Source organism: Falsiroseomonas stagni DSM 19981, assembly GCF_900114315.1.
Lineage (GTDB): Bacteria > Pseudomonadota > Alphaproteobacteria > Acetobacterales > Acetobacteraceae > Falsiroseomonas > Falsiroseomonas stagni.
On the sequence record NZ_FOSQ01000012.1, the window covers coordinates 133,878 to 152,229 of the forward strand.

At 71.3% G+C, this 18,352-nt stretch carries 22 protein-coding genes; 8 read left to right on the forward strand and 14 right to left on the reverse strand.

Annotated elements, in window-relative coordinates; all coding sequences use genetic code 11:
• Nucleotides 1–57 precede the first annotated feature (57 nt).
• The 4 genes from BM041_RS23660 to BM041_RS23675 are packed head-to-tail and all read right to left on the reverse strand — an operon-like array spanning nucleotide 58 to nucleotide 3,598.
• Entirely contained in the window at nucleotides 58–1,398 is a 1,341-nt protein-coding gene (locus BM041_RS23660) for a tetratricopeptide repeat protein (RefSeq protein ID WP_092962378.1), read from the reverse strand.
• Between the two features lie 41 nt (nucleotides 1,399–1,439).
• Nucleotides 1,440–2,132 (reverse strand): SDR family NAD(P)-dependent oxidoreductase, encoded by a 693-nt coding sequence (locus tag BM041_RS23665; protein ID WP_092962379.1) that lies wholly within the window; start codon nucleotides 2,130–2,132, stop codon nucleotides 1,440–1,442.
• Nucleotides 2,133–2,144: 12 nt separating this feature from the next.
• Complete coding sequence (locus tag BM041_RS23670; RefSeq protein WP_408735416.1) at nucleotides 2,145–2,498, reverse strand: YnfA family protein; 354 nt, start codon at nucleotides 2,496–2,498, stop codon at nucleotides 2,145–2,147.
• Nucleotides 2,471–3,598, reverse strand: a complete 1,128-nt coding sequence (locus BM041_RS23675) for a M20 family metallopeptidase (protein ID WP_092962380.1) — start codon at nucleotides 3,596–3,598, stop codon at nucleotides 2,471–2,473. The genes BM041_RS23670 and BM041_RS23675 overlap by 28 nt, the downstream gene beginning before the upstream one ends.
• Before the next feature lie 96 nt (nucleotides 3,599–3,694).
• Between BM041_RS23675 and BM041_RS23680 the strand changes: the two genes are divergently transcribed.
• From BM041_RS23680 to BM041_RS23690, 3 genes are read left to right on the forward strand one after another with little or no spacing between them, the layout of a single operon-like run.
• Nucleotides 3,695–4,150 (forward strand): MaoC family dehydratase, encoded by a 456-nt coding sequence (locus tag BM041_RS23680; RefSeq protein WP_439552562.1) that lies wholly within the window; start codon nucleotides 3,695–3,697, stop codon nucleotides 4,148–4,150.
• Entirely contained in the window at nucleotides 4,147–4,743 is a 597-nt protein-coding gene (locus BM041_RS23685) for an LOG family protein (protein ID WP_092962382.1), read from the forward strand. The genes BM041_RS23680 and BM041_RS23685 overlap by 4 nt, the downstream gene beginning before the upstream one ends.
• 8 nt (nucleotides 4,744–4,751) lie before the next feature.
• Nucleotides 4,752–5,678: a bifunctional riboflavin kinase/FAD synthetase gene (locus BM041_RS23690; RefSeq protein ID WP_092962383.1), complete on the forward strand. Its 927-nt coding sequence runs from the start codon at nucleotides 4,752–4,754 to the stop codon at nucleotides 5,676–5,678.
• Here the strand turns inward: BM041_RS23690 and BM041_RS23695 are convergent.
• Complete coding sequence (locus tag BM041_RS23695; protein ID WP_092962384.1) at nucleotides 5,671–6,102, reverse strand: zinc-ribbon domain-containing protein; 432 nt, start codon at nucleotides 6,100–6,102, stop codon at nucleotides 5,671–5,673. The genes BM041_RS23690 and BM041_RS23695 overlap by 8 nt on opposite strands.
• A 130-nt stretch (nucleotides 6,103–6,232) precedes the next feature.
• Between BM041_RS23695 and BM041_RS23700 the strand changes: the two genes are divergently transcribed.
• The 4 genes from BM041_RS23700 to BM041_RS23715 are packed head-to-tail and all read left to right on the forward strand — an operon-like array spanning nucleotide 6,233 to nucleotide 9,259.
• The gene (locus tag BM041_RS23700; protein ID WP_092962385.1) at nucleotides 6,233–7,072 is read left to right on the forward strand and encodes a cell division ATP-binding protein FtsE; all 840 of its coding nucleotides are present in this window, start codon (nucleotides 6,233–6,235) and stop codon (nucleotides 7,070–7,072) included.
• Nucleotides 7,065–7,928 carry a cell division protein FtsX gene (locus tag BM041_RS23705; protein ID WP_092962386.1) on the forward strand — a complete coding sequence of 288 codons (864 nt, stop codon included), beginning with the start codon at nucleotides 7,065–7,067 and terminating at the stop codon, nucleotides 7,926–7,928. Before BM041_RS23700 ends, BM041_RS23705 begins: the two co-directional genes overlap by 8 nt.
• 6 nt (nucleotides 7,929–7,934) lie before the next feature.
• Nucleotides 7,935–8,531 carry a YdcF family protein gene (locus BM041_RS23710; protein WP_092962387.1) on the forward strand — a complete coding sequence of 199 codons (597 nt, stop codon included), beginning with the start codon at nucleotides 7,935–7,937 and terminating at the stop codon, nucleotides 8,529–8,531.
• Nucleotides 8,528–9,259 (forward strand): lysophospholipid acyltransferase family protein, encoded by a 732-nt coding sequence (locus BM041_RS23715; protein ID WP_245762239.1) that lies wholly within the window; start codon nucleotides 8,528–8,530, stop codon nucleotides 9,257–9,259. The genes BM041_RS23710 and BM041_RS23715 overlap by 4 nt, the downstream gene beginning before the upstream one ends.
• Nucleotides 9,260–9,517: 258 nt before the next feature.
• Here the strand turns inward: BM041_RS23715 and BM041_RS23720 are convergent, their stop codons facing one another.
• A complete protein-coding gene (locus BM041_RS23720) occupies nucleotides 9,518–10,054 on the reverse strand; it encodes a gamma-glutamylcyclotransferase (RefSeq protein WP_175534123.1) in 537 nt (178 codons plus the stop codon).
• 91 nt (nucleotides 10,055–10,145) lie between these two features.
• On the opposite strand from BM041_RS23720, the gene BM041_RS23725 reads away from it, so the two are divergent.
• Nucleotides 10,146–11,228, forward strand: coding sequence for a DUF2125 domain-containing protein (locus BM041_RS23725; protein ID WP_092962389.1), 1,083 nt, complete (start codon nucleotides 10,146–10,148; stop codon nucleotides 11,226–11,228).
• 149 nt (nucleotides 11,229–11,377) lie between these two features.
• Here the strand turns inward: BM041_RS23725 and BM041_RS23730 are convergent, their stop codons facing one another.
• The 8 genes from BM041_RS23730 to ctaD all read right to left on the reverse strand — a co-directional run bounded on the left by BM041_RS23730 (nucleotide 11,378) and on the right by ctaD (nucleotide 18,324).
• A complete protein-coding gene (locus BM041_RS23730) occupies nucleotides 11,378–12,859 on the reverse strand; it encodes a carboxypeptidase M32 (RefSeq protein WP_092962390.1) in 1,482 nt (493 codons plus the stop codon).
• A gap of 2 nt (nucleotides 12,860–12,861) precedes the next feature.
• Entirely contained in the window at nucleotides 12,862–13,539 is a 678-nt protein-coding gene (locus tag BM041_RS23735; protein ID WP_092962391.1) for an SURF1 family protein, read from the reverse strand.
• Between the two features lie 9 nt (nucleotides 13,540–13,548).
• Nucleotides 13,549–13,932 carry a DUF983 domain-containing protein gene (locus tag BM041_RS23740; protein ID WP_092962392.1) on the reverse strand — a complete coding sequence of 128 codons (384 nt, stop codon included), beginning with the start codon at nucleotides 13,930–13,932 and terminating at the stop codon, nucleotides 13,549–13,551.
• Nucleotides 13,933–13,942: 10 nt separating this feature from the next.
• Entirely contained in the window at nucleotides 13,943–14,779 is an 837-nt protein-coding gene (locus BM041_RS23745) for a cytochrome c oxidase subunit 3 (protein ID WP_092962393.1), read from the reverse strand.
• 177 nt (nucleotides 14,780–14,956) lie between these two features.
• Nucleotides 14,957–15,604, reverse strand: a complete 648-nt coding sequence (locus BM041_RS23750; protein ID WP_245762240.1) for a cytochrome c oxidase assembly protein — start codon at nucleotides 15,602–15,604, stop codon at nucleotides 14,957–14,959.
• Between the two features lie 25 nt (nucleotides 15,605–15,629).
• Nucleotides 15,630–15,758: a hypothetical protein gene (locus BM041_RS31945; protein ID WP_281244660.1), complete on the reverse strand. Its 129-nt coding sequence runs from the start codon at nucleotides 15,756–15,758 to the stop codon at nucleotides 15,630–15,632.
• The gene (locus BM041_RS23755; protein WP_092962395.1) at nucleotides 15,758–16,714 is read right to left on the reverse strand and encodes a heme o synthase; all 957 of its coding nucleotides are present in this window, start codon (nucleotides 16,712–16,714) and stop codon (nucleotides 15,758–15,760) included. Before BM041_RS23755 ends, BM041_RS31945 begins: the two co-directional genes overlap by 1 nt.
• Before the next feature lie 5 nt (nucleotides 16,715–16,719).
• Nucleotides 16,720–18,324: a cytochrome c oxidase subunit I gene (gene ctaD / locus BM041_RS23760; protein ID WP_092962396.1), complete on the reverse strand. Its 1,605-nt coding sequence runs from the start codon at nucleotides 18,322–18,324 to the stop codon at nucleotides 16,720–16,722.
• Between the last annotated feature and the right edge of the window lie 28 nt (nucleotides 18,325–18,352).

The window sequence follows — 18,352 nt, forward strand, 5'->3', positions numbered from 1 at the left end:
GTGGGACAACAACTTCCGGCTGTGGGCGGGTTGGATGGGACGAAAGTTTCGTTTCCGTCAGAAGGGCACCGCCAGCGCCGCCTCCGCATAGCCAACGCGGCGAGCGGGGGAGAGGCTGTAGCGCCCGGCGGCGCGTTCCAGCGCCAGGCGGACATCATCGGTGCTGCCGGCCTTCATCGCGGCGCTGACGAAAAGCTGTTCCAGCACATCCTGCTGCGCATGGCTGCCGCCGAGGCGGTGGAGCGAGCCCAGCGCCGGGCGCAACACCGCCACCGCCTCCGCGAAGCGGCCCCTGGCGTGGTGCAGCACGGCCTGGCAGGCGGGCAGCGCGGCGTCGCGCAGGATGGCGGCGTGGTGGGTGTTCGCACGACCCGCTTCGGCCAGCGCGTCCAGCAGGCGGCCGGCGGCGGCGTCACGGCCGGTGGCGACCAGCGCCATCATCCAATGCGGCTGGGTGAAGGCGGACAGCGTGTCGCCGATCCGCGCCTCCGCCTTCTCCGCCAGTTCCGTCCATCGATCGCCGGGATCGAGGCCGCGCAGCCCCAGCCGGAACAGGATGGAGGCCGCGTTCTGCATGTCGATATAGAGGTCGGGCTGGGCCTGCGTGACCTTGCTGCCGAGGTCGCGGAAGCGCGTGTCGTAGAGGTCCAGCACCGCGCCGAATTCCCGGCGCTCCATGTGGAACATCGCCTGGTGCCACCAGAGATGGTGCATCAGATTGTTGCCGCCATCCCAATGCGGTTCCAGCGTGCGGATCCAGTCCAGGCCCTCCGTCCTGCGGCCCTGCATCTCCAGGACGTGGGCCACGCCATGCGCGGCCCAGAGGTCCGCCTGGTCCAGCGCCACGGCCTGGCGGCCGGCCTGTTCGGCGATGAGGTAGTCGCCGGTTTCCTCATGCGCGAAGCAGCGGCAGGCCAGCACGCTGCCGAAATTGGGGATGGCATCGGACCAGCGGGGCAGGATGCGCTCCACCGCCGCCAGCATCCGCCCGGGCTCCCCCATCCAGAAGGCGGAGAAATGATGCAGGCGGAAGGCGAGCAGGTCATGCGGATGCTCCGCGATGATCTGCTCCCACACGGAAAGCGCGCCGTCGGGCCGGCCTTCCGCCCATTCGCGCAGCGCCGCCATATGGGCGCGTTCGCGGGGGTTGGCGGGCAGGGCCTCGGCGGTGGCGAGGGAGGCCAGCGCGCGCGGGACGGTGCCGCGGTCATAGGCCATCATCGCGAAATAGCCGGCCATCACCTGGCCGAGCGGCGCCGTGGGATCGGCGGTCCGGAACGCCTTCAGCCGCAGCCCCGCATCGAAGCGGTACTTGAGAAATCCGTCGATGACGTGGTCGAAGGCGCGGGCGGCGTCTTCCGAGGCGACGGTGATCGCCTGGCCCTGGGCGTCCTGCATGATGGTGCTCCCTCGCTTCGGGGGTGAGCCTAGCCCTTGTGTCAGAAGGTCTCCACCCAGGGGCGAAGCTCGATCTCCGCGGACCAGGCGCTGCGGTTCTGGCGGATGGCGGCGAAGGCGGCTTCCGCGATCGCATCGGGGTCGATCAGCGTGTTGTCACCCGGGTCGGGGCGGCGTTCGCTGCGGATGCCGCCATCGACGACGATGTGCACGACATGCACGCCCTGCGGGTGCAACTCCCGCGCCAGCGCCTGCCCCAGCCCGCGCAGCGCGAATTTGCCCATCGCGAAGGGGGCGGATTGACGAAAACCCTTCACGCCGGCGGAGGCGCCGGTGAGGAGGATGGTGCCGCTGCCGCGCTTCAGCATGTGGCGCGCGGCCTGCTGCGCGACGAGGAAGGCGCCGAAGGCACAAACCTCGATCGTGCGGCGGACATCCTCCGGGTCAAGGTCGATGGTCGGGCCGCGGACGCGAAAGCTGGCGTTGTAGAGGACGACCTCCGCCTCGGCGGCCTCCGGCTGCTGGAACAGGGCGGCGACCTGCGCGGGGTCGCTGGCATCGCATTGGTGGAGCGTCGCGCCGGTCTCGGCGGCCAGGGCCGCGAGCTTGTCCGTGTTCCGGGCGGCCAGCGCCACGCGGTAGCCCTCCATCGCCAGTCTGCGGGCGAGGCTGGCGGAGAAGCCGGGGCCGGTGCCGACGATCAACGCGCGGGGGGGCGCATGGGGCGAAGCCATGGGGCGTGTTCCTCAGCCGGTGGGGCGCGGCGCCAGCAGGATGAGCGCCGCCCCGGCGAGGCACAAGGCGAGGCCCATCAGGTCCCAGCGATCCGGCCGGGCGCCCTCCATTGCCCACATCCAGCCGAGCGAGGCCGCGATGTAGATGCCGCCATAGGCGGCGAAGGCGCGGCCGGCGAAGGCCGCGTCGATGCGCGTCAGCAGGAAGGCGAACAGCGCCAGGCACAGCAGCCCCGGCAGCAGCCACCAGGCGCTGCGCCCGTCCCGCAGCACCGCCCAGGCGGCGAAGCAGCCCGCGATCTCCGCGACCGCCGCCAGGGCGTAGAGCGCGATCGCGTTCAGTCGATGGTCTCCATGAGACCGCACAAGGTGGAACACCGCGCCGCCAAATCGCGCCAGATGATGTGCTCATGCGGCGCATGGGCGCCCGCGCCGGTGCAGCCCAGCCCGTCCAGTGTCGGGATGCCGAGTGCGGCGGTGAAATTGCCGTCCGATCCGCCGCCGCGATGCTGCGTCGGCAGCGCGTAGCCGTGCTGCTGCGCGAAGGCGGCGGCGCGGTTGTAGAGTTCGACGATGGACGGCGTCTCCGCGAAGGGCGGGCGGTTCATGCCGCCGGTGACGGTCACGGTGATGCCGTCGCTCTCCCCGGCCAGGCCCAGGATCATCGCCTCCATCCGCTCGCCCTCCGCAATGGTGGGGACACGGAGATCGACCTCGCAGCCGGCCTCGGGCGGGATGACGTTGGGGCGGGTGCCGCCGAAGATCGGCGCGACATTGGTGGTGATGCCGGCGTCGAGGTCCGTCATGCCATGGATCTTCAGGATCAGCCGCGCCAGCGCCACCACGGCGCTGCGGCCATCGGCCCAGTTGCCGCCGGCATGGGCGGAGACGCCGCGCACATCGATGACGAAGCGGCCGACACCCTTGCGCGCCGTCACGCAGGCGCCGCCGGCCCCGGCGGGTTCGGGGATCAGCACGGCGCGGGCGCCGCGGGCGGCCTGCTCGATGGGCTCGCGGCTGGTCGGGCTGCCGACCTCCTCATCGGGCGTCAGCAGCAGGGTGATGGGGCGCTTCGTCGCGGTCTTCTGGCGCAGGATCTCCCGCACGGAATGGAAGGCCATGAAGGACCCCGCCTTCATGTCGTAGATGCCGGGGCCATAGGCACGGTCGCCATCGATCCGGAAGGGCATGGGCCCCGCCAGCGTGCCGTGGTCCCAGACGGTGTCGAGGTGCCCGGCCACGACGATCGGCGCGCCGGTGCCGGGGGTGTGGCAGATCAGCGTGTCGCCATAGCCGTCCCGGCCGGGGATGCGGGTGATGCAGCCGCCCACAGCGCGCAGATCGGCCTCGCAGCGATCCATCAGCCCGTTCACGGCGACGGCGTCGGTGGTCGGCGTCTCATGCTCCACCCAGCCGCGCAGTTCCTCGAGCAATTGTTCCGCGGTGCCAAGCTGGGTCTGGGGCATGGGGTGAGTGTCCTTTCCTCGGGCGGGGTTTCTCGCAAGCAGGCGGGGGGTTGTCCATGCTTGCCGCCCCCCGATCCCAGGGGTAACGGGAGTGCGGTGCAGCAGGGAACCGCGCGGATGGAGGCAGGCTGCTTCTTCGAGGATCTGGCCATCGGCCAGAAGGCCAGCTTCGGCAAGACGATCACGGAAGCCGACATCGTGCTGTTCGCCGCGGTGACGGGGGATACCAACCCCATGCACCTCGATGCCGAATATGCGAAGACCACCGTGTTCGGCGAACGCATCGCGCATGGGATGCTGGCGGCGGGGCTCATCACCAAGGTGATGGGGACGCAATTGCCGGGACCGGGCACCATCTACATGTCACAATCATTGCGCTTCCGCGCCCCCGTGCGGATCGGCGACACCGTCACCGCCATCGTGGAGATCACCGCCCTGAACGCCGAGAAGCATCGCGCGACGCTGCGCACCGTCTGCCTGGTGAAGGGCGCCCCGGTCCTGGAGGGCGAGGCGATCGTCCTCGTGCCGACCCGGCAGGGAGCCTCCGCATGAGCGGGTCCTTCAAGCGCGTCTGCGTCTTCTGCGGCTCCATGCCCGGGGCGCGGCCTTCCTACGCGGAATCGGCGCGGGAATTGGGGCGGGTTGTCGCGCAGCGCGGGCTCGGCCTGGTCTATGGCGGCGGCGCGGTGGGCCTCATGGGCATCGCCGCCGATGCCGCCCTGCAGGCGGGGGCGGAGGTGATCGGCGTGATCCCGCATGGCCTGCTGAAGCGGGAGGTCGGCCATGGCGGCGGCGTGGCGATGCATGTCGTGGACACCATGCATGAACGCAAGGCGATGATGGCCGAGTTGTCGGATGGCTTCATCGTCCTGCCCGGCGGCTTCGGCACGCTGGAGGAAGCGGTGGAGGCGCTGACCTGGGCGCAGCTCGGCATCCAGGCCAAGGGCGTGGTGTTCCTCGACATCGACGGCTTCTGGCAGCCCTTCCTCAGGACGCTCGACTTCATGCAGGAGGAAGGCTTCGTCCGCCCCGGGCAGCGACCCCTGGCGATGCAGGCGACAACGGTGGAGGAGGCGCTGGACAAGCTGGCCGCCTTCCGCCCGCCGCCGGAGGTCCAGCCCTGGCTGCGGCCGGACCAGGCGTGACACCAGGCATGACCATCATCATGGATTGGCACGGCGTGCCGCAGGCGGCGCGCGGCGCCACCGTGGCACTCGGCAATTTCGATGGCGTGCATCTCGGCCATGCCGCCGTGCTGCGCGCCGCCCATGGGGCGCGGCCGGAATTGCCCCTGGCGGCGCTGAGCTTCGAGCCGCATCCGCGGGAGCATTTCCGCCCCGACGACCCGCCCTTCCGCCTGACCGGCCTCCCGGCCAAGGCGGAGGCGCTGTCGGCGCTCGGCGCCCGGACCGTCTTCGCCATCCCCTTCGGTGCCACGCTGGCCGCCATGTCCGCGGAAGCCTTCGTGGAGGAGGTGCTGCACCAGGGCATCGGCGCCCGGCACCTGGCCTGCGGCGCCGATTTCGCCTTCGGCCATCGCCGCGGCGGCGATGCCGCCTTCCTGGCGCGAGAGGCCGAGCGCCGTGGCATCGGGCTGACCGTTGTGCCGGCTGTCGCCGATGCGGCCGGCCCCATCTCCTCCACCCGCATCCGCCGCGTGCTTCAGGATGGCTATCCCGAACTGGCCGCCGCCATGCTGGGGCGGGACTGGGAATTGCGGGGCGAGGTCTTCCACGGCGACAAGCTCGGCCGCGAACTCGGCTGGCCCACGGCGAACATCCTGCTGGGCCGGCAGCTGGAACCGGCGCGAGGGGTCTATGCCGTCACGGTGCGGCTGGCCGATGGCAGGGTCGTGCCCGGCGTCGCCAATGTGGGCCGCCGGCCGACGCTTGGCGGCGATCCGGTGACGCGGCTGGAAGTGCACCTGTTCGACTTCGCGGGCGACCTCTACGGGCAGGAGATCGGCGTGCGCATCCGCGCCTTCCTGCGGGCGGATGCGAAGTTCGATGGGCTCCAGGCACTGAAGGACGCGATCGCGGCGGATGCGCTGAACGCCCGCCGGGTGCTGGGCGTCAGCTGAGGCCCAGCGCCTGGTAGAGGCGGGCGGAGGCGGGCCAGGCGTCCATGATCTCCCCCCGGAAGGTGACGCCGGCATAGAGGCCGACGCCCACCACCACCACCGTCATGATCCACCCCGCCAGCGCCATGCGATCCGGCGGGCTGGCCGGCGCATCGCTGAGCCGCTGCAGGGGCGGGTCGATGGGGTTGGATTGCCGGGGGCCGCGGGAAGGTGGCGGCCGGTCGGGCGGCGAATCCTCGGGCGGGGGCTGGTCGGGCGCCGCCGCCGGCGAGGGCCCGGGCACCGCGGGGGCGCCCGGGGGGGACGGCAACGCGGCCTCGAACTGGTGGGAACAGCGGGCGCAGCGCAGCATCCGGGGCCCGGCGGCCAGGGCGGCGTCGGGCACCTCGTATTCGGCGGCGCAGCTGGGGCAGGCGATTCGCATCGGTGCGACAGAGTGACGGTGGATGGGCCGCTTCGTCCAGCGGCCGCGCGGCGCCGCGCGCTACACCGCGGCGTGAAGCGGCCGCGGATCATCATTTGGCGCCGCCGCCCGCGCATGGCAGACATCCCCCATGGTTCGCTTCGAGGCCGTGGGCCTTCGCTATCCCGGCGGCGGCCCGCATACCGGATCCTGGGGACCGGAGGCGCTGGTCGACGTCACCTTCGCCCTGCCCCCGGGGTCCTTCACCTGGCTGCTCGGCCCCTCCGGGGCGGGCAAATCCTCCGTGCTGCGCCTGATGCACCTGGCGCTGCGGCCCACGAGAGGCGAGGTGGAGGTGCTGGGGCTGCGCTCCTCCCGCGCGCCGCGGGCGGCGCTGGCCCCCGTGCGCCGGCGGATCGGCGTGGTGTTCCAGGATTTCCGGCTGCTGCCCTACCTCTCCGCCTTCGACAACGTGGCCCTGCCGCTGCGCCTGGCCGGACGGCCGGAAGCGTCGCTGCGCGCCGATGTGAACGAGATCCTGAAATGGGTCGGGCTGGACGGGAAGGCGGCGAGCCTGCCGCCGGAATTGTCGGGCGGCGAGCAGCAGCGCGTCGCCATCGCCCGCGCCGTGGTCCACCGCCCGGCGCTTCTGGTGGCGGATGAGCCGACGGGCAACCTCGACAACCGCCAGGCGCGGCGCCTGCTGGCCCTGCTGCGGGAGATGAACCGGATGGGCGCCACGGTGGTGGTGGCCACGCATGACGAGGATCTGGTCGCGCGCTTCCCGGCGCCCGCGCTGGTGCTGCGCGACGGGCGGCTGCACGACCCCGATGGCGCGCGCGGCATCGGCGCGGACCTGACGGTGGACCGATTCGCGCCGCATCCCGACGCGGCGGAGGCGGACGACCTGGCCCCGGAACCCCCGCCCCCCACGGCACCACCCCGGCGGGACCCCGACCTTGGCGACCGTCGGAGTCCCGACCTTGGCTAGGCGGCGCCATTCGCGCGATCCGCTCGGCCTGCGCAGGGCGCTGTCGGGGCTGCTGCTGCCGGGGCTCGTGGCCGCCATGGCGCTGCTGGCCGCCCTGGCGCTGGCCGGCGCGCAGGGCGCGGCGGCGCTGGCGGAACGCTGGCAGCGCGGCGCCGCGGCGGCGGTGACGGTGCAGATCCCCGATGCCGATGCGGCGCGCGTGCAGCGCGCGCTCGTCACGCTCCGCGCCATGCCGGAAGTGGCGGATGCGCAGGCGATGGACCCGCAGAGGCTGGCCGCACTGCTGCGCCCCTGGCTCGGGGCCGCGCCCTCCATCCCCGTGCCGGGGGTGATCGAGTTGCGGCTGCGGGATTCGCGGGTGGACCCGGTGCTGATCGGCGACCGGCTGGCGCAGGCGGTGCCGGGCGCGCTGGTGGAGGCGCATGGCCTCTGGGTGCAGCGTCTGGCGGCGCTGGCGCGCAGCCTGCAGGCGCTGGCGCTGGTGGTGCTGGTGCTGGTCGGGCTGGTGGCGGCGGCCGTGGTGGCCGTGGCGACGCGGGCCGGGCTGGCGGCGCGCCGCGATGCGATCGAGGTGCTGCACGGCCTGGGCGCGCGGGATGGCGACATCGCAGGGCGCTTCGCCCGGCGAGTCGGGCTGCTGGCGGCGGGTGGCGCGGTGGTCGGCACCGCCGCCGCCGTGCCGGCGCTGGCACTGCTGATCGACCTGGCCGGCCCCTGGCTTGGCAGCGCGGGCGCCATGGACAGCCTGACGGGGCTGCCCTGGCCCGGGCTGGTGGCGCTGCCGCCGGTGGCCTTCCTGGTGGGCTGGGCCACCGCGCAGGCGACGGTGCGCCGCTGGCTGCACCGGCTGCCCTGACCGATCATGCGACGGTTGCTGATCGCCTTCGGCCTCGCGGGGCTACTGGCCCTGGCGGTGGGGTCGGGCTTCGCCGCCTTCCTCGCCATGGCCCGGGGCGTGGCGGACGCGGAAGCCCCCCCGGCAGAGGCGATCGTGGTGCTGACCGGGGGCGCGGAACGGGTGGAGACGGCGCTGCGGCTGCTGGAGGCGGGGGCCGCGCCGATCCTGCTGGTCTCCGGCGCCCATGCCACGCTGACGGTGCCGGAACTTGCCCGCGTGCATGGCCGCCCGGCCGGTAGCCTGGCGGGGCGGGTGGTGCTGGGCCACGCGGCGGCGACCACCATCGGCAATGCCGCCGAAGCCGCGGCCTTCGCGGAGGCGCGGGGGATCCGGTCCATCCGCCTGGTGACGGCGCATTACCACATGCCCCGCGCCCTGCTGGAATTCCGCCGCGCCCTGCCCGGTGTGGCCCTGCAGCCGCACCCCGTCCGGCCGTCCTCCTTCGCCAACCTGCCCCGCGGGCGGCGATGGGCCCTGCTGTTCGGCGAGTTTGTGAAGTATGGGACGGCAGCCGCCGGCCTCACCCGCTACCTGCCGGCCAGGGAGTCCGCCCGTCGATGAGATCCTACCCCGTGGTTTGGCTGCGGTCGCTGCTGTTCAACATCCTGTTCTTCGGCATCACATTCGTCATGGTGCTGGTGGCGATCCCGACGCTGTTCATGTCGCGCGAAGCCGCCATGCGCACCGCCAATGTCTGGTCCTGGCTGATCATGCAGGCGCTGCGCTTCGTGGTGGGGGTGCGGATCGACATCCGCGGGTGGGAGAACATCCCGCCGGGCGGCGTGGTGATCGCCGCCAAGCACCAATCGGCCTTCGACACCATCGTCTGGCTCGGCCTGCTGAAGCAGCCGGCCTATGTGATGAAGAAGGAACTGCTCAGCATTCCGCTCTACGGCCATTACGCGCGCCGGGCAGGCATGATCCCGGTGGACCGGGAAGGCGGCGGTCCGGCGCTGCGCGCCATGCTGCGCGCCGCGACCCAGTCGGTGGAGGAAGGCCGGCAGGTCGTGATCTTCCCCGAAGGCACGCGGACGGCGGTGGGGGAGCGTGTGCCCTACCAGCCCGGCGTCGTCGCGATCGCCGCCGCGACGGGGGTGGGCGTGGTGCCGGTGGCGACCGATAGCGGCCGCGTCTGGGGTCGCCGGGCCTTCCTGAAGCATCCCGGGACCATCCGGATCTCCGTGCTGCCGCCGCTGCCGCCGGGGTTGAACCGCGCGAAACTGCTGACGGCACTGGAGGAGCAAATCGAGACGGAGACCGATCGATTGATGGCGGAACCGCAGGGATAAAGCTGTGGATAAGTCTGTGGGTTTTCCTTTCGCGCCCAGCCGCAGCCTAGCGGGCCAAGCCTCTGTCAGCACCCGGTATTCCGCACCGCAACATTGCCACGCGCTCCAGAACCTTGCCTTGGCATCGAGTTAAGTCATTGATTTGAAGAATTATTTTTTGCGTAACAAGATCGGTTAGCGGCTGATGAATTCACCACTCGTCCACCAACCCATGGTTGAATTCGCTACACCCGCGCGCGGTGGATGAAAGCGGGGCGCTCAGGCTTCGGGCAGCAGCGCCGCAATCCGCGCCAGACCGGCATCGCGCACCCCCATGGCCCGCAAATGGTTCAGGGTATTGAGCAGGTAGTCGCGGTTGGACCCCATCCGCCCGACGCCGCGCGCGATGGTCGCGGCCGCCTGTTCGGGGGCGAGGCGGGCGACATAGAGGCGGCAGGCGCGGTTCGCGACATAGGTGACGGCGGGCACCGTGATGCCCGGCCCGGTCCCCTCACCCGCCAGCCGCACCGGCAGCACGCGGCGGTGATAGACCACCTCCGCCCCATCCGGCAGTTCCCGGTCATCGAGGTAGCGCAGAACCGCCGCCGCCGTCCCGCCCGGCACCCGGAAGGCGACCCCGCGGCAGGCGCCACCGCGATCGAGGCCCAGCACCAGGCCCGGTGCCTCCGGCGTGCCGCGGTAATGGTGGGACCAGAGGCAGAAGCGCCGATGGAAACCCTGCAGCAGCGCGGGCTGGCTGCCGGCATGGTCGAACCCCGGCCGCCAGATCAGCGATCCATAGGCGAAGACCCACATATGCCCGCAAGGAGCAAGCGGCGGATCGGCGGGGGGAAGGGTGGATGAGGTCTGCACGGGGGGGCGGGGGCGGGCTATACCCCCCCGCGTGATGGAAATGAAGACGCCCGGTCGCCGAAGGCCCCTCGCACCCCGCATCGCGCTCGGCGTGCTGGTGGCGCTGGCGGCGCTGGGCGCCGGCCATGCCCTGCTGTGGCGCGCCATGGCGGCGGAGATCGAGCAGGGCTTCGCCACCTGGGTGCAGGTCCGCCGCGCCCAGGGCTGGCGGGTGGACCATGCGGCGCCGGTGCGGGCGGGCTACCCGCTCTCCGCCGCGCTGATCCTGCCCAACCTGCGGATCGAAGGGGGGGAAGCGACGCTGCCCGGCGGCTTCGTGCTGCAGGCCGAACGCGCCGTGCTGCGCGTGGCGCTGCCGCGGCTGGACCGCCTGCGGGTGGAGATGCCCGGCGCGCAGCGCCTGCGGATCGGCGATGACGAATACCGCTTCGCCGCCGATACGCTGGTGGCGCTGGTGCCGCTGGAAGGCGGCACGCCACCCCGGGGGGGGGAGGTGCTGGCCGAGCGCCTGCGCCTGTCCACCCCCGCCGGCCCGATGGCGGTCGGCAGCGCGCGCGCGACGCTCGACACCTCCTCGACCGCCACGGAGGGAGAGGCGGCGCTGGAGGTGACCGCGACGGCGGAGGAGATCGACCTGCCCGCCGCGCCCGGCGGCCGCGCCGCCGCCTTCGGCCGCCGCATCGCCGCCTTCGGCGCGGAGATGGCGCTGAGCGGCCCCGTGCCCCCCGGCCGCTTCCCCGTCGTGCGGGCGGAAAGCTGGCGCGATGCCGGCGGCACGCTGGAGGTGAAGAGCCTGTCGCTGCGCTGGGGCCCGGTCGGCGCCACCGCCGCCGCGACGCTGGCGCTGGATGAGGGGTTGCAGCCCATGGGGGCGGGATCGATCCGCCTGACCGGCGCGGCGGAGGCGCTGGACGCGCTGGCGGAGGCCGGGCTGGTCGGCCGCCGCGCCGCCGCCACCGCGCGGGCCATCCTGCCGCTGATGAGCCGCCCGAACCCCGCCGGCCAGCCGGAGGTGGAGGTGCCGCTGACGATCGAGGACCGGACCCTCGCCGTGGCCCGCATCCCCGTGCTGCGCTTCACCCCCCTCGCCTGGCCCGCCCCCGACCGGGAACGCTGACTCATACCAACGCCCGAAGGTTTCACCTTCGCGCCCCTCAAACGCCGGGCGGGCCGCATCCGCGGCCCTTGGCTTCGCGGCACTTGCCGCGGCGGCCATTCGGCCGCTCGGCCCTTCGGGCCGCAGGTCGGAACTTCGTGCGTCCGCTATCAGGCCAGGTAGCGCGCCGTCAGGTGCGCGGTGAAGTCGGCGGGGTCGAGCGGCTTGCCCGTGGCGTGGCGCAGCAGGTCCTGGAAGCCCAGCCGCGCGCCCTGCGCATGCACCGCCTGGCCCAGCCAGCGCATCATCGGCCCCATCTCGCCCCGCGCGAGCTGGGCGTCGAGGTCGGGCTCCGCCCGCCGCAGCGCCGCCATCAGCTGCGCCGCCGCCATGGCGCCCAGCGTGTAGCTGGGGAAGTAGCCGAAGGCGCCGTCATGCCAGTGGATGTCCTGCAGGCAGCCCCGCGCATCGTCCGGCGGCGTGATGCCGAGCAGCCGGTGCAGCCCCTCGTTCCAGGCGCCGGGCAGGTCCGCAACCTCCAGCCCGCCCTCGATCATCGCGCGTTCCAGGCGGAAGCGCAGGATGACATGGGCGGGGTAGGTCATCTCATCCGCGTCCACCCGGATGAAGCCCCGCTCCACCCGGCGCCAGAGTTTCGCCAGGTTCACGGCCTGGTAGGGCGCGGCGTCGCCGCCGAAGGCCTCGTGCAGCCGCCCGCCGAGGAAGCGGAGAAAGGCGTCGGACCGGCTGGCCTGCATCTCCACGATCAGCGATTGCGACTCATGGGCGGCCATCCCCGCCGCCTCCCCCACCGGCTGGCGGGCGAAGGCCTCCGGCAGGCCGCGCTCATACATCGCGTGCCCCGTCTCATGCAGCACGCCGAGCAGCGCCTTGGCGACATTCGCCTCGTCATAGAAGGTCGTGATGCGGATATCGGCAGGGTTGCCGCCGCAGAAGGGGTGCAGGCTCTCATCCAGCCGGGCATGGGCGAAGTCGAGCCCGACCGTGGCCCCCATCGCCGCGCAGAGCTCGCGCTGCTTCGCCACCGGGAAGGGGCCGGGCAGCGGCAGTGCGGGGCCACGCGCTGCCTGGATGGCCTCCGCGCGGGGCAGCGCCTCCGCCAGCCAGGTCTCATAGGCGGCGAAGACGGGGTCCACATCGGCGGCGGCGACGCCGGGCTGGAAGCCATCCATCAGCGCGTCATAGGGGGCCAGGCCGAGCACGCCGCCATAAGCCTGCGCTTCCTCCCGCGCCAGGCGCACCACCTCCGTCAGCAGCGGCCGCACGGCGGCGAAATCCGAGTCGCGCTTCGCGATGCGCCAGACCTTCTCGCAGGCTGAATTGGCGCGCGCGATCGCCTCCACCAGGCTCGTCGGCAGGGCCGTGGCGCGGCGATGGGCGTGGCGCATCAGGCGCAGATTGGCGCTCTCCCATGCCCCCTCGGCGGTCGCGGCGGCCAGATCCTCCGCCAGCTCCGGCGCCACAAGCAGGTCGTGCCGGATGCCCGCCAGCGCCGCCAGCTGCTCCCCCCGCGCCGCGCCGCCACCCGGCGGCATCATGGCGGAGGCGTCCCAGGACAGGATGCCGGCGGCTTCCCCGATGGCGCCAATGCGCCCGAAGCGGGCGGCCAGGCGGGCATAGGCGTCGTTCATGCTCAGGCGGGCTCCTTCAGGCGGCGGCGCAGCCAGACGGCGAAGACGCCGATCAGCGACAGCGCCAGCCCGTACCAGGTGACGGCATAGCCGAGATGGCTGTTGGTGGGGCGCGGCAGGGTCCGCGCGGGATCAGGCAGGCCACCCCCCTGGCCGAGCGCCACCAGCCCGAAGGCAGCCGGCGCCGGCAGGCCGATCGCGCGGGCGATCACCGGCGGGTCGAAGGTGTAGAAGCGGCGGCCCGGGACATCGTCGGTGGCGGAGAACATCCCCGCACTCTCCCCGGGCCGGGCATAGGCTTCCAGCGTCACGACGCCCGCCGGCCGCGCGATGGCGCCGGACCGGTCGATCGGCACCCAGCCGCGGTCGACCAGCACCGGCGCCGCGCCGTCCCGCAGAAGGGGCGTGACCAGGCGCGCGCCGAGGATGGGGCCGCGGACCTCCAGGCCCAGCAGCACTTCCCGTTCATGATCGAATCGGCCGGTGATGGCGACCTTGGTCCAGGACGCCGGCGGCGATGTGCCCAGCGGCCGGGCGGGCGCGGCCTCGCCCACTGCGATCTCCGCCAGCAGGGCGTTCTTGGCGCCGAGTCGCTGGACCTGCCAGGTGCCCAGCCCCAGCAGGATGGCCAGCACGGGCAGCATGACGAGAACGGGCAGCAGGATTCGGCGCAGGGTCATGCGCGCCTTCTACACGCCCTCGTCCCGCCTGTGGCGCCATTGCAGCCAGATCAGCGCTGCCTTCGCGCTGCGCATCATCAGGATGGAGGCGGGGATCAGCAGCACCGGCCAGAGCACGGCATGGACCCAGAGCGGGGGGGAGAGGCGGAATTCCACCAGGAAGGCGCCGATCATCGCCAGCGCGCCGAGCACGAAGATGCCGAGCACCGCCGGCCCATCGCCTGAATCCTGGCCGGAGAGGTCGAGCCCGCAGGCGGTGCAGGCGGGCGCCACCTCCAGCAGGCCCCTGAACAGCCGCCCCTCCCCGCATCGCGGGCAGCGGCAGGCCAGCGCGGCCTTCCAGAACGGAGCGACCCCGCCCGTGGGGACGGGCGGGGTCGTTGCCTGGGTCATGGCGTGGCCATCAGTGATGGGCGATTTCGCCCGCGCCCCACCAATAGATCACCACGAAGAGGAACAGCCACACCACGTCCACGAAGTGCCAGTACCAGGCCGCGGCCTCGAAGCCGAAATGCTTCTCCGGCGTGAAATGGCCCTTGATGGCGCGCACCAGGCAGACCGCCAGGAAGATGGTGCCGACCAGCACATGGAAGCCGTGGAAGCCGGTGGCGAGGAAGAAAGTGGAGGGGTAGACGCCGCCGGTGAAGTGGAACGGCGCCACCACGTATTCCCACACCTGGAAGAAGGTGAAGAAGGCGCCCAGGAAGACCGTCAGCGCGAGGCCCGAGACCAGGCCCTTGCGGTCGCCGACCAGCAGGGAGTGGTGCGCCCAGGTGACCGTGCAGCCCGAGAGCAGCAGGATCATCGTGTTGAGCAGCGGCAGATGGAAGGGGTCGAAGGTCAGGGTGCCCTGGGGCGGCCAGATGGCCTTCGCCGCGCCGGAGACGTGCTCGGGATAGATCGCGAAGTGGAAATAGGCCCAGAAGAAGGCCACGAAGAACATCACTTCGGAGGCGATGAACAGCACCATGCCGTAGCGCAGGCCGAGCCGCACGACCGGGGAATGGATGCCGGGCGTCCGGCTTTCCTTCAGCACGTCGCGCCACCAGCCGACCATCGTCGCCAGCACGCCGAGCAGGCCGAGCGTGGCCAGCCAGTAGCTGCCGTAATGGCCGATGAAGACGATGCCGGTCACCAGCACGCCGCCGGCCAGGGCGCCGACCAGGGGCCAGGGCGACGGATCGACCAGGTGGTAGGGGTGCTTGTAGGGGCTGTGGCCCGTCTCGCTGGTGCTTGCCATCGCTCGTCCTGGTGGTCATTGGGGCGCCGGGGCGCCCGATCAAGTCCTCCGGGGCGCCCGCGCCCCCCGGATATCGCGCTGCATCAATCCCCAAAAGCCCCGCCGGATCAAGGGTGGCGGTCGGTTTTCAGGTCCTGGTCCAGCGTCAATTCATGCGCCTGTTCAGGCGGTGCCCGTTCAAGGAGTCGCTGTCGGCGCCGCCGCCGGCGCCAGCCCGTCCCGCCGCCCGACATGCGGGCCGGCATTGGCCAGCGCGCCGGACCGCTCCGCATCCGCCATGGTACGGAAGAAGGTATAACTGACCGTAATGGTGCGGATGTTGCGCGTGTTGGGATCATCCGCGATCCGCGGGTCGATCCAGAAGGCCAGCGGCATGTCCACTTCCTGCCCCGGGGTCAGGGTCTGCTCCTCGAAGCAGAAGCAGGCGGTCTTGTGGAAGTAGCGGCCGACCGTCTCCGGCGTGACGTTGTAGGTGGAGACGCCGGTGGCAGGCCCCGTGCCGGTGTTGCGGGCGCGGTAGAAGGCGATGCCTTCCTCCCCCACATGCAGGGTCTGGCTGGCCTGCACCGCCTCGAACCGCCAGGGCAGGTTGGGCTGGGTATTGGCGTTGAAGCGGATCGTCACCGTCTGCTGCCCGGCGCCCGGCGCCGGCGTGCTGCCGATCATCGGCGTGCCGCCGAAGCCGGTGACGCGGCAGAACAGCGCATAGAGCGGCACGGCCGCGAAGCTGAGGCCCACCATGCCGCCCACCAGCCCGAAGGCGGCAAGGGCCGTGCGGCGGTTGCGGCGGGCGAGGGTCTGTTGCCGGTCTGGTTCCATGGGCATCACCTGGGCAGCCTGGCGCGGCTTCTCAACCGCGCAGCAGGCGAGCTGTCGAGATGAAGTAGAACAGGATCACGAGGGAGATCAGCACACCGAGGATCGCCCAGTTGCGGCCACGGCGCCGACGCTCGAACTCCGCCTTCTCCTCGGGCGTCATCAGCCGAACACCAGCTTGTCCACGGCCAAAGCGCCGAGGAGGAGGAACAGGTAGAGGAGGGAGAAGCTGAAGGTGCGGCGCGCGGCGGCGTCGTTCACCAGGCTGCGCCCGGTCTCGTCCTGCGGCTCTCGCACGGTGCGGACGGCGTGGACGAGGAACATGCCCCCCAGCACCGCGGCCACCACCGCATAGGCCGGGCTGGAGAAGCCGACCATCCAGGGCGACAGGCCGAGGGGGGCGAGGATGATGGTGTAGTAGAGGATCTGGCGGCGCGTCTCCTTCGCCCCCGCCACCACCGGCAGCATGGGAACGCCCGCGCGGGCGTAGTCGCCATGGGCCCAGAGGCTGAGCGCCCAGAAATGCGGCGGTGTCCAGGCGAAGATGATGGCGAAGAGCAGCCAGGGCACCAGCGTGACGTCACCCGTCGCGGCCGCCCAGCCGATGATCGGCGGGAAGGCGCCGGCGGCGCCGCCGATGACGATGTTCTGGCTGGTCCGGCGCTTCAGCCACATCGTGTAGATGAAGACGTAGAACAGGATCGAGACCGCGAGCCAGCCGGCCGCCACCCAATTGGTGGCAAGCCCCATCAGGATGACGGAGGCGACGCCGAGGGTGATGCCGAAGCCGAGCGCGGCATTGGGCTCGATCCGCCCGGCCGGGATGGGCCGGCGCGCCGTGCGGCGCATCAGCGCATCGATGTCCCGGTCGTACCACATGTTGATCGCGCCCGCCGCGCCCGCGGCGATGGCGATGCAGAGGATGGCGGCGACGCCCAGCGCCGGCGGGATGGAGACCGGCGCCACCAGCAGCCCGACCAGGCCGCTGAAGACGACGAGGGACATGACGCGCGGCTTGAGCAGCGCGATCCAGTCCCGGACCTCCGAGAGGTCGGCCTGGGTGCCGGATGTGGTGAAGGGGGCTTGCGCCCCCTTCGGCTCGATCGTTGCTCCGCTCATCACCGTTACCGGATGCGCGGGAGTTCGTCGAAGGTGTGGAACGGCGGCGGGGAGGAGACCTGCCATTCCAGCGTCGTCGCACCCTCACCCCACGGGTTGGCAGCGGCCTTGGCGCCCTTCGTCAGCGTGTGCCAGAGCACATAGAAGAAGAAGAGGAAGGCGGCGACCGAGATGTAGGACCCGATGGAGGCCACCAGGTTCCAGCCCCAGAAGGCGTCCGGATAATCCGGGTAGCGGCGCGGCATGCCCTGGTTGCCCAGGAAGTGCATCGGGAAGAAGGTCAGGTTCACGCCGACGAAGGTGAGCCAGAAGTGGATCTTGCCGAGTTTCTCGTCGTACTGGCGGCCCGACATCTTCCCCATCCAGTAGTAGATGCCGCAGTAGATGCCGTAGACGGCGCCGAGCGACAGCACGTAGTGGAAGTGGCCGACCACGTAGTAGGTGTTGTGCAGGATCTGCGTGATGCCCGCATTCGCCAGCACCACGCCCGTGACGCCACCCACCGTGAACAGGAAGATGAAGCCGATGGCGAAGAGCATCGGCGTGTTCAGCGTCAGGCTGCCGCCCCACATGGTAGCGATCCAGGAGAAGATCTTGATGCCCGTCGGCACGGCGATGACCATCGTCGCGGCCATGAAGTAGGCGCGCGTGTCGACGTCCATGCCGGAGGTGTACATGTGGTGCGCCCACACGATGAAGCCGACGACGCCGATCGCGACCATGGCGTAGGCCATGCCCAGGTAGCCGAAGATCGGCTTCTTGGAGAAGGTCGAGATGACGTGGCTGACGATGCCGAAGGCCGGCAGGATCATGATGTAGACTTCGGGGTGGCCGAAGAACCAGAACAGGTGCTGGAACAGCACGGGGTCGCCGCCGCCGGCCGGGTCGAAGAAGGCCGTGCCGAAGTTGCGGTCCGTGATCAGCATGGTGATGGCGCCGGCCAGGACGGGCACGGCCAGCAGCAGCAGGAATGCGGTGACCAGCATCGACCACACGAACAGCGGCATCTTGTGCAGCGTCATGCCGGGCGCGCGCATGTTGAAGATGGTGGTGATGAAGTTGGCCGCGCCGAGGATGGAGCTGGCACCCGCCAGGTGCAGGCCGAACAGCGCCATGTCCATCGCCGGGCCGGACTGGTAGGTGTCATCCGACAGCGGCGGGTAGATGGTCCAGCCCGCGCCGGCGCCGCCACCGATGAACAGGCTGCTCCCCAGCATCAGGAAGGCCGGCACCAGCAGCCAGAAGCTGATGTTGTTCATGCGCGGGAAGGCCATGTCCGGCGCGCCGATCATGATCGGCACGAACCAGTTGCCGAAGCCGCCGATCAGCGCGGGCATGATCACGAAGAACACCATGATCAGGCCGTGGGCGGAGACATAGGCATTCCACATCTGGCCATCGGCGAAGATCTGCATGCCGGGCTGCTGCAGTTCCATGCGCATCAGCAGCGACAGGCCGATGCCGACGATCGCGGCGATCAGCGAGAAGCCGATGTAGAGCGTGCCGATATCCTTGTGGTTGGTGGAGAACAGCCACCGGTTCACGAAGGAGGGCGTGTGGTCGTGGTGGTCGTGTGAACCGTGGGGGGCGTCGTGTGCCGCGGTCGCCATCTGGGGTGTGTCCGCTTCTCGTGTTGGC

What these genes read in the sequence shown, in the direction of transcription:
- ctaD (WP_092962396.1), bottom strand. Translation starts at nt 18,324, where the DNA reads ATGGCGACCGCGGCACACGACGCCCCCCACGGTTCACACGACCACCAC.
- BM041_RS23715 (WP_245762239.1), top strand. Translation starts at nt 8,528, where the DNA reads ATGAGATCCTACCCCGTGGTTTGGCTGCGGTCGCTGCTGTTCAACATC.
- BM041_RS23725 (WP_092962389.1), top strand. Translation starts at nt 10,146, where the DNA reads ATGGAAATGAAGACGCCCGGTCGCCGAAGGCCCCTCGCACCCCGCATC.
- BM041_RS23720 (WP_175534123.1), bottom strand. Translation starts at nt 10,054, where the DNA reads ATGTGGGTCTTCGCCTATGGATCGCTGATCTGGCGGCCGGGGTTCGAC.
- BM041_RS31945 (WP_281244660.1), bottom strand. Translation starts at nt 15,758, where the DNA reads ATGACGCCCGAGGAGAAGGCGGAGTTCGAGCGTCGGCGCCGTGGCCGC.
- BM041_RS23700 (WP_092962385.1), top strand. Translation starts at nt 6,233, where the DNA reads ATGGTTCGCTTCGAGGCCGTGGGCCTTCGCTATCCCGGCGGCGGCCCG.
- BM041_RS23695 (WP_092962384.1), bottom strand. Translation starts at nt 6,102, where the DNA reads ATGCGAATCGCCTGCCCCAGCTGCGCCGCCGAATACGAGGTGCCCGAC.
- BM041_RS23735 (WP_092962391.1), bottom strand. Translation starts at nt 13,539, where the DNA reads ATGACCCTGCGCCGAATCCTGCTGCCCGTTCTCGTCATGCTGCCCGTG.
- BM041_RS23740 (WP_092962392.1), bottom strand. Translation starts at nt 13,932, where the DNA reads ATGACCCAGGCAACGACCCCGCCCGTCCCCACGGGCGGGGTCGCTCCG.
- BM041_RS23710 (WP_092962387.1), top strand. Translation starts at nt 7,935, where the DNA reads ATGCGACGGTTGCTGATCGCCTTCGGCCTCGCGGGGCTACTGGCCCTG.
- BM041_RS23690 (WP_092962383.1), top strand. Translation starts at nt 4,752, where the DNA reads ATGACCATCATCATGGATTGGCACGGCGTGCCGCAGGCGGCGCGCGGC.
- BM041_RS23665 (WP_092962379.1), bottom strand. Translation starts at nt 2,132, where the DNA reads ATGGCTTCGCCCCATGCGCCCCCCCGCGCGTTGATCGTCGGCACCGGC.
- BM041_RS23660 (WP_092962378.1), bottom strand. Translation starts at nt 1,398, where the DNA reads ATGCAGGACGCCCAGGGCCAGGCGATCACCGTCGCCTCGGAAGACGCC.
- BM041_RS23745 (WP_092962393.1), bottom strand. Translation starts at nt 14,779, where the DNA reads ATGGCAAGCACCAGCGAGACGGGCCACAGCCCCTACAAGCACCCCTAC.
- BM041_RS23755 (WP_092962395.1), bottom strand. Translation starts at nt 16,714, where the DNA reads ATGAGCGGAGCAACGATCGAGCCGAAGGGGGCGCAAGCCCCCTTCACC.
- BM041_RS23685 (WP_092962382.1), top strand. Translation starts at nt 4,147, where the DNA reads ATGAGCGGGTCCTTCAAGCGCGTCTGCGTCTTCTGCGGCTCCATGCCC.
- BM041_RS23675 (WP_092962380.1), bottom strand. Translation starts at nt 3,598, where the DNA reads ATGCCCCAGACCCAGCTTGGCACCGCGGAACAATTGCTCGAGGAACTG.
- BM041_RS23750 (WP_245762240.1), bottom strand. Translation starts at nt 15,604, where the DNA reads ATGCCCATGGAACCAGACCGGCAACAGACCCTCGCCCGCCGCAACCGC.
- BM041_RS23730 (WP_092962390.1), bottom strand. Translation starts at nt 12,859, where the DNA reads ATGAACGACGCCTATGCCCGCCTGGCCGCCCGCTTCGGGCGCATTGGC.